Source organism: Sphaerospermopsis sp. FACHB-1194 (assembly GCF_014696235.1).
Classification (GTDB): Bacteria; Cyanobacteriota; Cyanobacteriia; order Cyanobacteriales; family Nostocaceae; genus Sphaerospermopsis; species Sphaerospermopsis kisseleviana.
In genome coordinates this window covers 35,595-50,858 of the sequence record NZ_JACJPU010000009.1, presented here as the reverse complement: position 1 = coordinate 50,858, position 15,264 = coordinate 35,595, and the positions used below count along the sequence as shown (strand labels likewise).

Here is a 15,264-nt window from a genome sequence, read left to right as displayed (position 1 = left end):
ATCAAGGGAACAGGAGTCAGGAGTTAGGAGTCAGGAGTTAGGAGTCAGGAGGTAGGAGGCAGGAGTTTTTTATTTTGGATTTTGGATTGTTTTTGTTAACTCCAATCTAAAATCTGGGGTCTAAAATCTAAAATTTTCTTCCCCAGTCACCAGTCACCAGTCACCAATCACCAATCACCAGTCCCCAATCACCAGTCCCCAAAAGGGATATTATTGTAGTCCGTAAAGACTGATAAAAAACAAGAAGCCAAGGGCTAAAGCACCAAATATTAAGATATTCTTTTGCGCTGGTGTCAGTTTATTTACACCCAAGCCATAACCTAAGTTTTCTTTGAAACCAGATGCCGTACCCGCAGGACCGATATTAGCAAAAGCTACCTTCTTGGCAGTGCAAACTGGACACTTCCAATTGATTGGCAGTTCTGCAAACGCTGTTCCCGCTGGGATATCATATTTATCGTCTCCCTTCTGTGGTTCATATACATAACCGCAGGCGCGACACTCATAGCGGTCTAACGCCTGAGTCTCAAGAGCTTCTTCAGCTTGTTCACTCATGGCTAGATTCTCCTAGAGGGGAAATCTTAAAGATACGTTACAAATTATGACATAATTGTTAAACTTTTCTATCAATCCTCAAACTGAATCAAATACTCCACTCTGTCTGTTTCCCAGATTTCAAAATACCTGGAAAGATATAATGTAAAAAGAAGTTACAGCTTGATTTCCACCATAATCAGTAATCAGTAGATATTTATTGTGTTTGTCCTTAGCGGTTACGAATATCTTCTAGGCTTCTTGATCCTTTGCAGCCTAGTTCCAGCCCTGGCGCTATCAGCGTCCAAACTTCTGAGACCTAGTAGCTACAGCCCTGAACGGCGCACCACCTATGAATCCGGTATGGAACCCTTTGGCGGAGCCTGGATTCAGTTCAACATTCGCTACTATATGTTTGCCTTAGTCTTTGTTGTCTTTGACGTGGAGACTGTTTTCCTATACCCTTGGGCGGTAGCCTTCCACCGTTTAGGACTATTGGCATTTATTGAAGCATTGATTTTTATTGCGATTCTCGTAATCGCGTTAGTTTACGCATGGCGTAAAGGAGCATTGGAATGGTCGTAAATTCTAATCTAACCACCCAGGACAAAGAACGAATTATTAACCCCATTGAGCGTCCTACGGTAACTCAAGAACTGTCAGAAAACGTGATTTTAACGACAGTTGATGACCTTTACAACTGGGCGCGGCTTTCTAGTTTGTGGCCTTTGTTGTTTGGTACAGCTTGCTGCTTTATTGAATTTGCGGCTTTAATTGGCTCTCGTTTTGACTTTGACCGTTTTGGTCTAATTCCCCGTTCTAGCCCCCGTCAAGCCGATTTAATCATCACTGCTGGAACAATTACCATGAAGATGGCTCCTCAATTGGTGCGTCTTTATGAACAAATGCCCGAACCCAAGTATGTAATCGCTATGGGTGCTTGTACCATTACAGGGGGTATGTTCAGCGTTGACTCTCCCAGTGCAGTACGCGGAGTTGATAAGCTGATTCCTGTAGATGTGTACTTACCTGGTTGTCCTCCCCGTCCAGAAGCGATTATTGATGCAATTATTAAATTGCGGAAGAAAATTGCTAATGATTCGATGCAAGAACGGGGTCAAATCAAACAAACCCACCGCTATTACAGTACCACCCACAATATGAAGCCAGTTCCCGAAATTTTAACTGGTAAGTATTTACAATCAGAAACTCGCTACAACCCACCCAAGGAATTAACAGAAGCGATTGGTATGCCTGTACCACCTGCGTTGTTGACATCTAAACAGAAGGAGGAAGAAAAGCGTGGCTGATGCAGAATCTCAAGAATCTAAAATAGTTCCTGCGGGTCAGGTTTCCCAGTGGTTAACAGAAAATGGTTTTGACCACGAATCTTTGGCAGCTGATGTCAATGGTGTAGAAATTATTAAGGTTGCACCTGAGTTTTTACTTCCTACCGCTACAGCTTTGTATGCTTATGGGTTTAATTGTCTCCAATTTCAAGGCGGTATTGATTTAGGACCAGGACAAGATTTAGTTAGTGTTTATCACTTGATCAAGGTGAGTGATAATGCTGATAAGCCAGCAGAAGTGCGGATCAAGGTGTTTTTGCCTAGAGAAAATCCCGTTGTTCCTTCAGTGTATTGGATTTGGCGCACTGCTGACTGGCAAGAGCGCGAGTCCTACGATATGTTTGGGATTATCTATGAAGGTCATCCTAATTTGAAGCGGATTTTGATGCCGGAAGATTGGGTAGGTTGGCCTTTACGTAAGGATTACATCTCGCCTGATTTCTATGAGTTGCAAGACGCTTATTAGGTAGTGCTAATCTGTGGTTTACCCCTTTCCAATGGTGGAGAGGGGTATTGTTTTTTTTTGGGGTTAGCAAAAATCATGAGGTGCTATCAACTGGAGTTTAAGTTAATCAGAGACTTAGCGAAACTATGAATAATCTTAGGTAGGGGTTGCTGAATAAAGACAAAAGCTAGATATATTGAAGGTTTGAGGCTAATAAACAAGAAAAAGATGCAAGGATTTTGAAGGGTATACCTGAAAAAGTGTGCATTTTGGGTCTGATAAATCAGGAAATTATAGCCCACATTCCGCACTTCAATAAAATAGGTAGAGTCATGGATAAACTCTATAAATATGGATTAACTAAACTATTCTTAATCATTGCCTTAGAAGTAGTAAAAAAATATGGAATAGACACAAAATATTCCCATTTAGACTCAAGCTCATTACATTTACATGGAAAATATGATAATTGCCTAAATAATCTAGAGAAAGAATTAGGAATAAATCGAGAACATCCAATTATGATTACACAAGGATATTCTCGTGACCATCGCTCTGACCTAAAACAATGTATCTTAGAAGTTGTCTTAAAATTTTTCGGCGAATATAATTCACTACTACACAAGCAAAGTCCACCTGCGTGGACTAACGAAAAATTAAGGATTTGAAACCTGCGTAGGCAGGTTTTGTCTGTGTAGATGTGATTTCTAATCGCCCAAGTTAGACTTTTCAAACATCCTCTTAAAGGGTACTTTATCAAGGTGCTTGGGAGTATGACGTTACAAGTGGTGATAGGGTATTTTATGTTCCTGATGAGGAACAATTAAAGGTTGTTGTCTATTATGCGGGGAAACATCCTAAACAAGCTCCTGTACCATAATTTATTGTTCATAAAAAAGCAGGAAATCCATTAATTTATCTTCTATCATCTGCGTTTATCTGTGGTCATCTGCGTTCAATTATTCTTGATATATCAAACATCCTGCAAATCCTGTAATACTGGATATCCTGATTCTGACAAATAATCTCTGATTATTAACACAGATAAACTTAAAAAAATAAAAATTGCAATAAAAATAAAAATAAAATTTTGTAAATCCTCTCATCTTGTCAATACCCATTGATAAATTTGAGAATTGTAAAGAATTTGGACTTTTTGAGAAAATTGCCATTTAATGTAAAACAGATGCCATCATAGCTCAATCAGAGCCAATTGGCGGGCAATTTACCTACCAGATACAACCCAGCCGGTAAATATCCTCTACCGGGGCATCTGGTAGCATGAGAAATTGCCAATTTAATTAAATCAACCTAACAATAAAGGGAAATTTGGTAAAAAGCTGTTAATTAATAACTAGGACTTTTTGCCAAAGATGATTTTAATCCTAGACAAATTGTGATGAATATAACTAATTTCCCGTGGTTGACGACGATTATTCTTTTACCAATAGCCGCGTCACTGCTCATTCCTATCATCCCCGATAAGGAAGGTAAAACCATCCGTTGGTATGCCTTAATTGTCGGTTTGATTGATTTTGCCCTCATCATTGCCGCTTTCTACTTGGGTTATGATTTCTCTAACCCTGACTTACAATTGGTAGAAAGTTATTCTTGGCTACCACAAATAGATTTGAAGTGGTCCGTGGGGGCTGATGGTTTATCCATGCCTCTGATTATTTTGACGGGTTTTATTACCACTTTAGCGGCTTTGGCAGCATGGCCTGTTACCTTCAAACCCAGGCTATTTTACTTTTTACTTTTAGCCATGTACGGTGGCCAAATTGCCGTGTTTGCAGTCCAGGATATGCTGTTATTCTTCCTGGTGTGGGAATTGGAGTTAATTCCGGTTTACCTACTGCTGGCTATTTGGGGTGGTAAAAAACGCCATTATGCAGCGACGAAGTTTATTCTCTACACCGCCGGCGGTTCGCTGTTTATTCTTCTCGGTTCTTTGACGATGGCGTTTTATGGTGATAATGTCACCTTTGATATGCAGTCACTCGCCCTCAAAGACTACGCCCTCAATTTACAACTTTTACTATACGCTGGTTTCTTAATTGCTTACGCTGTTAAGTTACCTATCATCCCTCTGCACACTTGGCTACCAGATGCCCACGGGGAAGCTACCGCACCTGTGCATATGCTATTAGCAGGTATTCTGCTGAAAATGGGCGGTTATGCCTTAATTCGCATGAATGCCCAAATGTTGCCTGATGCCCATGCTTATTTTGCCCCGGTGTTGGTAATTTTGGGGGTAGTCAATATTATCTATGCGGCTTTAACGTCTTTTGCCCAACGTAACCTGAAGCGGAAAATTGCCTACTCTTCAATATCTCACATGGGCTTTGTTACTATTGGGATAGCCTCTTTTACCGATTTAGGTTTAAGTGGTGCAGTTTTACAAATGGTTTCTCACGGGTTAATAGGTGCAAGTTTATTTTTCTTGGTTGGTGCAACTTATGACCGGACACACACCCTGATGTTAGATGAAATGGGTGGTGTTGGTAAGCGGATGAAGAAGATTTTTGCGATGTTTACTACTTGTTCAATGGCTTCTTTAGCATTGCCAGGAATGAGTGGTTTTGTAGCAGAATTAATGGTGTTTGTGGGTTTTGCCACTAGCGATGCTTATAACCCTACATTTAAAGTCATCGTTATTTTCTTGATGGCAATTGGTGTGATTTTAACCCCAATTTATTTGCTGTCAATGTTGCGAGAAATTTTCTACGGACAAGAAAACGAAGAGTTAGTTTCTCACCAAGCTTTAATTGATGCTGAACCTCGTGAAGTGTTTATCATTGCTTGTTTGTTAGTTCCTATTATTGGGATTGGTTTTTATCCCAAACTGCTAACTCAAATGTACGATTCTACTACTGTACAATTGACGGCAAGATTACGGGATTCTGTTCCAACTTTAGCTGCTAAGAAAGCGGTGGAACAGGTTTCTTTAAGTGCGCCTGTGATTGGTGAATAGTTGTTAGTTACAAATGATAATTAGGGTGGGTTTGATACCTGCCCTTTTTTTAGCTTTCTATTCTGGTAGCCAGTCTTCATCTAAAACTAATTCTAATTCATAAAGACATTCTTCGGGAAATGTGGAAATGATTAATCCTGTTTGTTTAGCTGCTTGACGACGTGCTTTTTCATAGCTTTCTATTAATTGTTCTTGAGGATAATTTTTGAGACTAGGACTATCTTTTATCGCTAATTCAATTTGAGTGCGTGCATCTGTGATAGAATCTAACCAACTATCGGAACGTCGTTGAGGTTGATATTGCCATTTAAGTAGGTGTAAAAGTAGGCGAATCAGTTGACTAGAAATAGCTCTTTTTTCACTTTTACCCAAGTCGGAAATCTCCTCAATTAAATGTTCTTTATCTATTTCTTGCCAGCGATTTTCTAATAATAGTTTTGCGGTTTCTTCCAGCCACATATTGAAGTCGGTTTGATAAGTTACAGTCATTTTTAGTTTACCTCATTAAAGGTTTTTGGAATCTAATTCTAATGTTTTACCTGCTTGATCTTCTGCTAATGCTGCTGCTGCAAGTTTGGCAAGTACATCATGAGATTTTGCAAATGCTTGATCCCAACGAGTTTCATTTTCTATTTCTTCGAGGATGAGTAAAGCAATTCTATCTTGTTCGGTTTCAGGAAGTTGTTTTATTTGTGCAATGGCTTTTTCTAGTAATTGAGTCATAGCTAGTAAGCTGGTGTAATTAGGTGTTGTTAATTATTGTACTTTAGTTAAAAGTTGTTGGGTGCTGTATATATAGTATCGAAATTTACATTTATAAAAATTGTTTACACTATTTACAAGTACTTTTGTACTATAATATAATAAATGTTATATTCTCAATTTTTCAATAGGAGTAAATTGTATGTCAAATCATAGCGGTAGCTATATGTTAAATGAAGTGATTACAATCTTGAGACGTGAGCATTGTTTTGATCATTTGGATCAAGAAAAGAAGCAAAATCTGATTGAAGAAATTGTCAACTTAGCTCGTTATGAAGATGATTGTAATTCGGGGGAAATTTTAGAAGGACATACAGATTATTTTCAGATATGTTATTGTTGTTTGGCAAAAACTAATGATCTGGAATCTGGTCTTTGTGTAAAATGTAGGTAGTTACATAATATATCGCTCTTTTTTATCTCACGCAAAATCATATTAACTTAATTTAATAAAGTGTCAAAACTCCTAAATCTGAATTTTCTGCAAAGGCTTGGATATCCTCTAAATGTAATTGCAAAATTTCCTCTATTTGATTTGTTGAACAATTACCACGTCTCACCTAAATTACTTTAGGTGGATATCCACGCAGTATACTTAATTCATTAAAATCTGCATCTCTGGTAACAATTATAAATTTATTTTGTTTTGCAAATTCCCACAGAATTCTATCATCCGCTTGATCTAAACCTAAGAGAAAAACGTGCTGAGAGTTGGGGTAAATAGCAGCGAGTTTATCTACTAACCGGGGTGATAGATTATGATCAAATAATAACTTTATGCTTGCACCATCAACATTTGTCTTTCTCTATCTGCTGCATAGCTAAGACAAGCTAAAATATCTTCTTGTGTTAAATAAGGAAAATCATGCAGTATTTCCTCATAAGTCATGCCAGATGCAAGGTATGATAGAACGTCATATACTGTAATTCTCATCCCCCGAATACAAGGTTTACCTCCTCGTTTTCCTGGTTCAATGGTAATTATATTTTGATACTGCATATTGTTTAAAGGGGTAGGTTTTGTTTTCTATTTTAGCGTTAGAGGCGATCGCTCTTTTTTATCTCACGCAAAGACGCAAAGGCGCAAAGAAGGAAAATAAGGGTTTTTACGGGAATTATAACTGAGATAATAGCTTGTCATAATCTGCATGAGTACCAATCCAAAACCAGATGATACCGCTTTAGTTTCGTACACCTACAGCACGATAATTTTTACTCACACGAGCAGAATAAATAGGTAAGTTGGGATGCACTGACTTGAAACGTAGGCTAGGATGCCAAGGATCTTCTCTAAATTGTTTATAAGCTGTACGTGCTTGTTGTCTAACCTGTGGTGGAAGATCAGCGTATAAGTTGCGAAATTGAATAGTTGTTTTCGACTTCACAGGTTTTCTGGATCTAATTCTAAAGTTTTACCTGCTTGATCTTCTGCTAATGCTACTGCTGCAAGTTGAGCAAGTACATCATGAGATTTTGCAAATGCTTGATCCCATCGGCTTTCGTCTTCTATTTCTTCAAGGATGAGTAAGGCAATTCTATCTTGTTCGGTTTCAGGAAGTTGTTTTATTTGTGCAATGGCTTTTTCTAGTAGTTGAGTCATAGCTAGTAAGCTGGTGTCAATAAGTGTTGTTAATTATTGTACCTTGGTTAAAGGTTGTCGGTGCGATAGCGAAGCGCTGCTGCAAGCAGATCGCTCTTTTTTTATCTCATGCAAAGACGTAAAGAAGGAAAGGAAGAGTTGGCGAAAATGATACATAACATAAATTAATTAGTAGTTTCTACTTGCCATTCTTCCGTAGAAATTTCCGCCGTTTCGATAGCTTTAATACAAAAAGTATTAATATCTCTAGCTGATAAGTTCACATTGACAAACACCCCATTATCTAATTTTCTTGTATCTCGAAAATCTTTTTCATCTTTACTAATAAAACGCGGAAATTGCTCAATAATATATTCAAATTTATCAGCTTCTAAATCAGCTATCACATTTAACGTTGTTTCTAAAACATCACGCCAACTTTTAACAGGATATTCTTTACCAAAAATTTTTAGTTGTTTGGGAGTTGTACCAGTTAATTTACTTTTGGATGGAATGATAAGATTTTCATTACCAAAGTAAGGCCAAATTTGTAAAACTATCTCAGCTAAATCTAAACTTCTTTTTTCTATATCCTCTCTTTTCCAATTTTCTTTATTTTCAAAGTATTTATTGATTTCTAAATGACTATTAATCAATATTTCTTTTTTATCGGCAAATTCCAAATTATATAATTCACCATTGTAAGCGGTAATAGTTAGATTACCCAAAGAATGAAGTAGTAAATCATGAGTTATTCCCCAATCTTCTCCTAAATGTTCTTGCCACCATTTATTTATAGTTTGTGGCATAATATGTTCAATCTCCAGACCATCTAAAATGACCTGTTCTTTATGATTAAAAGATTCTTCAATAGATTCTAAAATTAATCTACCTTTTTTAGAGCGCCCAGCACCGTATAATTTAACATCCAATAAACTTTTCTGAAATTCTGTATCTTTGGGATAATCACGATTTTGTAAATCTAGTTTTAATCTTTCCACAAAATTAGCATGAGCTAAATTACTTTCTTTGCTCACTTGAGAATATAGCACGGAAAAGATTCTATTTAATCCCCTTGTTTGCACATTACAAACAAATCGGCGAATAATGAAATTTTCTAAAATCTGCAAAACATCAATAAATTCTAATTCTGAAAGTTTATTTTCATCATAATCATGATAACAATTAAGTAAAAAAGGATAAACAGTAGCTACTTCTAAACGGTTGATTTTTTCTAGCAACCGACGAATTTTTAAATTATTTTCCTTGACTGGATCTAAAAGTTTTGCATAATATTCTGAAAATTCATATAAATTTTTTAAATAAGACAGAGCATCACTCGTACTCATTCTATCTTTAATCTCAAAATAAACTTCATCTTTCTTAATTTCTACACCATCTTTTGTTAAATAATGCCTGATAAACTCTGTTAAATTATCATTTAGAGTTTCTTGCATTGGTAGCCAATATTTATTATAGGCATTGTCTTGATTTTCCGTATTAATTCTCAAGAAGAAATAATTACGAATTAAATCAGCTTGTGTTAAAGGTTCACCTTTGGCATTGAGACTTTCAAAGACTAAATAAGGATTATCTTCTGTACTTAAAACAACACTAACGACAGATAAATAACTACAAATTACTTTTTTGAGATCAGAAAAATCTAAATTACTTTGTCTAATCTTCTTATCAAAAAATACATAACATTCCGTAATACCAGAATGATTTACATGATCTTGTCCATTAATTAAACTATGAAAAGATTTTCTATCTACCTGTGTGGGTTGAAGTTTATAATAATCTAAGCCTTTTTTATATGGATTAACAATAATAGTATTATGAATTTCTGCGGATAACTCATCATCAATATTTTTAGCTTTATCTCGCAAAGCACACAATAAGATAAAAATAGTAGTTAAACGTTGTTGTCCATCAATTAATGAATATTTACTTACGCCTTCAGGTATAGTAGAAGTTGGCATAGTGACGATAGAACCCATAAAATGAGGACGACGATTATCACTACGATATAGTTCTAAAATATCATTCCATAAAGCTTCCCACTGAAATTTTTTCCAGCTATAAGCTCTCTGAAACAACGGGACAACATACTGTTTATTACCTTCAATGATCTCTTGTAGCTTGGTTTCTGATGCTTGCATGGTTAATGTAACCTAACTTACTCAACATTTATCCTCTTAGTATAAAATAATCCTCTATAAATAGCACAAGATAGCGTAACAAAATTAAACATTTCTGCCAGGGAATAAATTAAATTCCCTGTCTAAAAACAAAAGTCGGTTTTAACCGACTATATTTATTTTTTATTATCACTCTATTTCATCAGGATTCACACCTAAAGCCCTTAACTTTTCAGCTAAAAGTTGCGTTTTTCTCCTTTCTGCTGCTAAAGCTGTTTCTGCTTGTTCAGCACGTTGTTTTTCCTGTTCCAAAAGTTGAGAAATTTCCAGATATGAAGAAAACTTATTCCCATCAGGACGATAAATTTGTAATTCTTCCCCTGATAAATCAAACTTAATTCCTAATCTGGGACTAACCCAATTTTCCATTTCTGAAATGACATCTAAACCATCTTCCGTTCTTAACCATCCTCTCAACTGATTATTTTGAGGATTATAAATATAATATTCTTCTACTCCATATCTTTCATAAAATATCAATTTCCTCTCCATTTCGGTTTGAGAATTACTAGGAGAAAGAATTTCAAAAACTACCTGGGGCGCAATATTATTTTCTTGCCATTGTAAATAAGAACCGCGTTTACCTTTTGGTCGTCCAAATACAACCATAACATCAGGTGCATTGACTATATAATTTTTCCCTTCAATGGGATACCAAAATAAATCACCAGCCACAAAAACATCAGGGTTATCTGCAAATAACCAATCTAAATTTTGTTGAATAACTAATATCCAACGAAACTGTTCTGTATTATTAGCCATTGGTTGTCCATCACTGTCTGGGTAGATTACCTCTGATGTATTTAAGGGTAGAGGTTGAGTAACCATAACTTTAAATTAGTTAGTTGTTTACTTTACCAATATCTTAGCACTAAATAATAGATACCGTAATTTTTAATAAGAGCCAGGGAATAAATTCCCTGTCTAAAAGCAAAAGTCGGTTAAAACCGACTCATAAAAAAACTTTGTTCTTCCTCTTTGCGTCTTTGCGTCTTTGCGTGAGAAAACTACTAAAAATTCTCATCATCAATAAAAAAATCCATCAAACTTACTTAACCTCAGACACAGAAAAAGCCTTATTTGCTTCAGCATAAATCTTTAAAGCAACCGCCATTTGTTGTTTAGCATTATCTCCCTGTGCTTGAAACCAAGCCAAAGTTTCAGGATCAACTTCAATCATAATTTTTACAGGTGATTGAGGCATTCGCAACTGTGCTTTCTCAAAAAACTCATCCGACAAAGGAGGAATATCAGAAGTATCAATTTCCTCATCACTCATCGCATCAATTCTAGCCCAATCTGTTTTTGATGTATTGTTCATAGCGTTTTCGTTCATGAGAAATTGCCTTTCTTAATGAAATAATCCTAACTATATTCACATCAGGTTCAGTGTAGACAACAACTATAACCCTACCATCAAGTAGTCCAATACCAATATATCTTTCTTCACCATAATCTTGTCGTTCATCAATATAGACAAGCATCGGTAAATTAAAAATTCGGTAAGCATCAGCAAAATCAAAACCATGCTTTGTGATATTACTTTGGTTTTTATGCTCATCCCATTCAAACTTCATAAACTCAATCTACCACACCAATTGCTAACTCTCTCTTCCTCTTTGCGCCTTTGCGTCTTTGCGTGAGAAAAACCCTAAAAATCCTCATCATCAATAAAAAATTCCGCCTCCTCATCAACCCCAGACTTCAACTCACCCAAACCCCAAAGAGACTGCAAAACCACCCCACCAACCAAACCCACCGCTACCCAAAAAGCCAACATCAAACCAAAAGGAATTTGTATTGATTGAAAAACCAAAAACTTTAAAGATACAAGTGTGGCATTCTGCACAGAAATTAGTGCGATCGCCAACACCCAACCAGCTATAACTATAGAAATAAATAAATTCACAAACATTTTCATAATTTTATATATAAAAAAGGAGTCAGGAGTTATTAATTTTGGATTTTGGATTTTGGATTTTGGATTGTTTTTGTCAAATCCAATCTAAAATCTAAAATCTAAAATCTAAAATTTTCTTCCCCAGTCCCCAGTCCCCAGTCCCCAGTCCCCAGTCCCCAGTCCCCAGTCACCTATCCTAACTTAGCAATTTCAGCTTCCATTGTTGCTGCAATTTGACTAAGTTTATCCGGTGAGTTGGTTTCCATGTACACTCTCACCAAAGGTTCTGTACCAGAAGGACGCAATAACACCCAACTACCTTCTTCTAAATAAAGTTTAATCCCATCCTTTCTTCCCACTTCCTTCACTTTAATTCCCGCTACTTCGGAAGGAGGATTTTTGATATAGGCATCAATCACAGCGTTTTTGTGAGCTTCCGTCAGGTGTAAATCCAAACGGTTGTTATATAAAGGACCATCAGCTTCAGCAATAGCTTCCTGAACTAACACACTTAAAGGTTTACCTTCATAGGCGATCGCCTCAGCCACCAGCATATCAGCCAAAACCCCATCCTTCTCAGGAATATGGCCAATAACACTTAAACCACCAGACTCTTCACCACCAATTAAAACGGTGGTTTCTCGCATTTTCTCACCAATGTATTTAAAACCAACCGCAGTTTCATAAATTGGTAAATTATACTTAGCCGCGAAATTATCCAGCAAGTGAGTAGTCGCCACAGTTCTCACTATCGCACCACTCTTACCTTTGTTTTTGATTAAATGTCTTGCTAAAACCAACAGCACTGTATTGGGAGTGAGAACATTTCCTAGTTCATCAACGATCCCAAAGCGATCGCTATCTCCATCCGTTGCTAAACCCAAGTCAGCTTTATCAGCTTTTACAGCTTCCACCAACTCCACCAACTGTTCACCCTTAGGTTCTGGCATACCACCGCCAAAAAGTACATCTCTCCAAGTGTGGAAACTTTCCAACTGAGTACCGCAATGTTGCAGCACCTCATCTAAATAGCCACGAGATGTAGAATAGAGAGCATCGTACTTAACTTTTAAATTTGCACCCTTAATTTTTTCCACATCCAGCAATGTGTAGATAAAATGCAAATAATCGGGCTTCGGATCAAAAGTAGAAATCGTACCAGATGGGTTACTTCCTGGTAACTCATCCGATGCCGTTTCTATATTGGCCACAATAGTATCAGTAATTTCTGGAGTGGCAGGACCAGCATAGTCTGGGATATATTTAATACCACAATAAGGTGCAGGATTATGACTAGCAGTAAACATCAAAGCCCCTGCGGAATTAAGGTGTTTCGCATTGTAGGCAATCACAGGAGTCGGACAATCCCGATCCGTAATTTTCACATTCCACCCTAAATCTGCCAAAACCGCAGCAGATGTCCGTGCAAACTCATCAGCCAAAAATCTTGTATCGTAGGCAATTAAAACTGGTCTGTCTTTACTATAGGCAGTTTCCAGATAACTAGCGATCGCCCTAGTTACTTTCCGCACATTAGGAAACGTAAAATCATCGGCAATAATGCCACGCCAGCCATCAGTACCGAATTTTATTTTACCAGAATTGTTAGGGTTACTCATTTTGCTACTCTCTCCCGTGCATCATCACTACTATGAGGAAGCATCCCGCAAAGCTTGTGGAACAACCACCATCCTGCAAGTATCCCCAAGGTAATTTCTCTCACTGTACCTGAGCAATGTCAATCCCTGCTAGACCCTTTGTAAGTTACCACCTTTGGTCCCTAGTTTCCCCCAAAAGAGGCCAAGAACATTGGCATTGTCAAATGAGAAGGGGATTCATTAAAGCACGACAACATGAACCAGAGGTAAAAGCTTTATTATCCCAAGCTACACCACCACAGCGGATTGGTATGCTTGCCCAAAAGGGTATCTATGAATTTCATCATCATCTCCATTGGTTAACTCAATCGGATGGTGTGGAAAAAGTAGCCCAGTTGTTAAAATTAAGTAATTTTACTTTTCAAGTCAAGCAACGGGTACTGCACATTTTACAAAAATATCAAAAATCGCCTTTGCTGTTAAATAAACGCATTCTGCAATTAACTCCTGGTGATGAAGGTTTTCCTAAACCAATTTTCATTGAAAAAGCTAATTATTGTTTTCGGTTATATGCAGCTATGGACTGTGTTTTTATTGAGTCTGATAGCACTTTGCATATTTTAGATTTTAAAACTGGTAAGTCAGATTTTGATCAAAGACAAGCTTTAGTTTATTTATTAGCTGCACGTTATCTTTATCCTGGGAAAACTGCCGTAGCATCATTTTATAATTTGGAAATTGGTAAAAAATCTGATTTAATTACTATTAATAATCATGAGTTAGCATCTTTGGAATTTGAGTTGGCTAATGTAGCAAATAAACACCAACTTGATTTACAAAACTATGCAGCTACAAGCAATAACTTTAGTAAAATCTTTCCACCTAACCCCGGTTATCACTGTCGTTTTTGTCCGTTTAATTCAATCTGTGAATTTTCTCAATTTAACCCGGAAAAATCACATTCAACGCCAATAATTCGTAATTCGTAATTTTGTAATTTAAAACATCCTGCCTTTTTACTGTCACCGTGGCGTAGCACCAGGCACCCTCTAACAAAATCTCTTAAAAAACGATAAATCAATATTACCAAAGTGAATACTCATAGCAATATTTAATTGTTCTAAAGTTGCTACTAACCAATCAATAGCATCTGTAGTTGCATTTTCATAATGATTAAATAAAATTCTAAATCTCTTCTCTAGATAGGATTTTACTTTCCTGCAAATTAACACCACTTTTAGCAACAACCCAATAGTTTCTAGAGAACCTTGATTACTAATTAAATCTAAAAAAGTTGCGTGTTGTGGTGATGCTTGGCTATTAACAACCAAAAAATCATTTATCTTTTGATCATCAGCATCCGGTAATATATTTTGTAAATGATTTGACAAACGTTGATTAAATTGACGTTGACCATATTTACTATCAATGGAAGATATTAGATACTCATGTAAATCTTTCTTAAAATTATGGAAATTATTGCCCCTGTGATTCATATATTTTAAGAACTGCTGCGCTCTCTCTTGATAAGTATAGTTACTATCTGTTTTACCAATAAATTGTTTTACCGTACTATAGAGATCCCTATCACTCAATAATGTAGGATTATCAACAGGGCGTAATATCCTATTAGCTTCCACTGGGGAAACTTTTATTACCGTTTACAAATTACTTAAATGTCAAGGCGAATAAATTCGCCGTTGGCACTTCCTCCACTGTAAGACAGCCAAGTGGCTTCCGTGCCTTTCAGCGATTTTCTTGTGAACTTGACTGATACAGTTTTAACAAACAATGGTTGAATAAAGTTTATTTTCCATATTTCCTGATGAGCAGTTCATATCACCATTTTACAGCTTAACCCGAAAAATTACTGATATTTTCATTCAAGGCTACATAAAAAATTTTTACCTAAACCTTAAACT

Annotated in this window: 21 protein-coding genes; 7 read left to right on the top strand and 14 right to left on the bottom strand. The window is 36.5% G+C overall.

Annotated features, from left to right (window positions below):
• Positions 1-210: 210 nt before the first annotated feature.
• Positions 211-555: a rubredoxin gene (locus H6F45_RS07710; RefSeq protein WP_096570971.1), complete on the bottom strand. Its 345-nt coding sequence runs from the start codon at positions 553-555 to the stop codon at positions 211-213.
• Between the two features lie 201 nt (positions 556-756).
• Between H6F45_RS07710 and ndhC the strand changes: the two genes are divergently transcribed.
• The 5 genes from ndhC to ndhD1 all read left to right on the top strand — a co-directional run bounded on the left by ndhC (position 757) and on the right by ndhD1 (position 5,302).
• Positions 757-1,119, top strand: coding sequence for a photosynthetic/respiratory NAD(P)H-quinone oxidoreductase subunit C (gene ndhC / locus H6F45_RS07705; RefSeq protein ID WP_096570973.1), 363 nt, complete (start codon positions 757-759; stop codon positions 1,117-1,119).
• The gene (ndhK, locus tag H6F45_RS07700; protein ID WP_137668669.1) at positions 1,110-1,844 is read left to right on the top strand and encodes a photosynthetic/respiratory NAD(P)H-quinone oxidoreductase subunit K; all 735 of its coding nucleotides are present in this window, start codon (positions 1,110-1,112) and stop codon (positions 1,842-1,844) included. Before ndhC ends, ndhK begins: the two co-directional genes overlap by 10 nt.
• Positions 1,837-2,349 (top strand): NAD(P)H-quinone oxidoreductase subunit J, encoded by a 513-nt coding sequence (locus H6F45_RS07695; RefSeq protein ID WP_096570977.1) that lies wholly within the window; start codon positions 1,837-1,839, stop codon positions 2,347-2,349. Before ndhK ends, H6F45_RS07695 begins: the two co-directional genes overlap by 8 nt.
• 311 nt (positions 2,350-2,660) lie before the next feature.
• Complete coding sequence (locus tag H6F45_RS07690; protein WP_190346890.1) at positions 2,661-2,996, top strand: hypothetical protein; 336 nt, start codon at positions 2,661-2,663, stop codon at positions 2,994-2,996.
• Positions 2,997-3,727: 731 nt separating this feature from the next.
• On the top strand, positions 3,728-5,302 hold the full coding sequence (gene ndhD1, locus H6F45_RS07685) for a photosynthetic/respiratory NAD(P)H-quinone oxidoreductase subunit D1 (RefSeq protein ID WP_096570979.1): 1,575 nt from the start codon (positions 3,728-3,730) through the stop codon (positions 5,300-5,302).
• 57 nt (positions 5,303-5,359) lie between these two features.
• Here the strand turns inward: ndhD1 and H6F45_RS07680 are convergent, their stop codons facing one another.
• Entirely contained in the window at positions 5,360-5,791 is a 432-nt protein-coding gene (locus tag H6F45_RS07680; protein ID WP_187041446.1) for a DUF29 domain-containing protein, read from the bottom strand.
• 15 nt (positions 5,792-5,806) lie between these two features.
• Positions 5,807-6,025 carry a hypothetical protein gene (locus H6F45_RS07675; RefSeq protein WP_187041447.1) on the bottom strand — a complete coding sequence of 73 codons (219 nt, stop codon included), beginning with the start codon at positions 6,023-6,025 and terminating at the stop codon, positions 5,807-5,809.
• Between the two features lie 181 nt (positions 6,026-6,206).
• Here H6F45_RS07675 and H6F45_RS07670 point away from each other — a divergent pair, with 181 nt between their 5' ends.
• Complete coding sequence (locus H6F45_RS07670) at positions 6,207-6,458, top strand: hypothetical protein (RefSeq protein WP_187041448.1); 252 nt, start codon at positions 6,207-6,209, stop codon at positions 6,456-6,458.
• Between the two features lie 166 nt (positions 6,459-6,624).
• Here the strand turns inward: H6F45_RS07670 and H6F45_RS26455 are convergent, their stop codons facing one another.
• The 10 genes from H6F45_RS26455 to H6F45_RS07620 all read right to left on the bottom strand — a co-directional run bounded on the left by H6F45_RS26455 (position 6,625) and on the right by H6F45_RS07620 (position 13,363).
• Positions 6,625-6,843 (bottom strand): DUF5615 family PIN-like protein, encoded by a 219-nt coding sequence (locus tag H6F45_RS26455; RefSeq protein WP_347237719.1) that lies wholly within the window; start codon positions 6,841-6,843, stop codon positions 6,625-6,627.
• Positions 6,840-7,064, bottom strand: coding sequence for a DUF433 domain-containing protein (locus tag H6F45_RS07660; protein WP_096570989.1), 225 nt, complete (start codon positions 7,062-7,064; stop codon positions 6,840-6,842). Before H6F45_RS07660 ends, H6F45_RS26455 begins: the two co-directional genes overlap by 4 nt.
• A 181-nt stretch (positions 7,065-7,245) precedes the next feature.
• The gene (locus H6F45_RS07655; RefSeq protein WP_190346889.1) at positions 7,246-7,449 is read right to left on the bottom strand and encodes a hypothetical protein; all 204 of its coding nucleotides are present in this window, start codon (positions 7,447-7,449) and stop codon (positions 7,246-7,248) included.
• The gene (locus H6F45_RS07650; RefSeq protein WP_096570991.1) at positions 7,446-7,664 is read right to left on the bottom strand and encodes a hypothetical protein; all 219 of its coding nucleotides are present in this window, start codon (positions 7,662-7,664) and stop codon (positions 7,446-7,448) included. Before H6F45_RS07650 ends, H6F45_RS07655 begins: the two co-directional genes overlap by 4 nt.
• A gap of 164 nt (positions 7,665-7,828) precedes the next feature.
• Entirely contained in the window at positions 7,829-9,805 is a 1,977-nt protein-coding gene (locus H6F45_RS07645; protein WP_190346888.1) for a DUF262 domain-containing protein, read from the bottom strand.
• Between the two features lie 168 nt (positions 9,806-9,973).
• Positions 9,974-10,672 carry a Uma2 family endonuclease gene (locus H6F45_RS07640; RefSeq protein ID WP_190346887.1) on the bottom strand — a complete coding sequence of 233 codons (699 nt, stop codon included), beginning with the start codon at positions 10,670-10,672 and terminating at the stop codon, positions 9,974-9,976.
• A gap of 220 nt (positions 10,673-10,892) precedes the next feature.
• Positions 10,893-11,165, bottom strand: coding sequence for a hypothetical protein (locus tag H6F45_RS07635; protein WP_199291020.1), 273 nt, complete (start codon positions 11,163-11,165; stop codon positions 10,893-10,895).
• Positions 11,134-11,421 (bottom strand): BrnT family toxin, encoded by a 288-nt coding sequence (locus tag H6F45_RS07630; RefSeq protein ID WP_190346886.1) that lies wholly within the window; start codon positions 11,419-11,421, stop codon positions 11,134-11,136. Before H6F45_RS07630 ends, H6F45_RS07635 begins: the two co-directional genes overlap by 32 nt.
• Positions 11,422-11,495: 74 nt before the next feature.
• Entirely contained in the window at positions 11,496-11,765 is a 270-nt protein-coding gene (locus tag H6F45_RS07625) for a DUF1049 domain-containing protein (protein WP_096571001.1), read from the bottom strand.
• Positions 11,766-11,935: 170 nt separating this feature from the next.
• On the bottom strand, positions 11,936-13,363 hold the full coding sequence (locus H6F45_RS07620) for a phosphoglucomutase/phosphomannomutase family protein (protein ID WP_190346885.1): 1,428 nt from the start codon (positions 13,361-13,363) through the stop codon (positions 11,936-11,938).
• Between the two features lie 116 nt (positions 13,364-13,479).
• On the opposite strand from H6F45_RS07620, the gene H6F45_RS07615 reads away from it, so the two are divergent.
• The gene (locus tag H6F45_RS07615) at positions 13,480-14,331 is read left to right on the top strand and encodes a PD-(D/E)XK nuclease family protein (protein ID WP_190346884.1); all 852 of its coding nucleotides are present in this window, start codon (positions 13,480-13,482) and stop codon (positions 14,329-14,331) included.
• Positions 14,332-14,391: 60 nt separating this feature from the next.
• Here the strand turns inward: H6F45_RS07615 and H6F45_RS07610 are convergent, their stop codons facing one another.
• Entirely contained in the window at positions 14,392-14,982 is a 591-nt protein-coding gene (locus H6F45_RS07610; RefSeq protein WP_347237718.1) for a hypothetical protein, read from the bottom strand.
• Positions 14,983-15,264 lie beyond the last annotated feature (282 nt).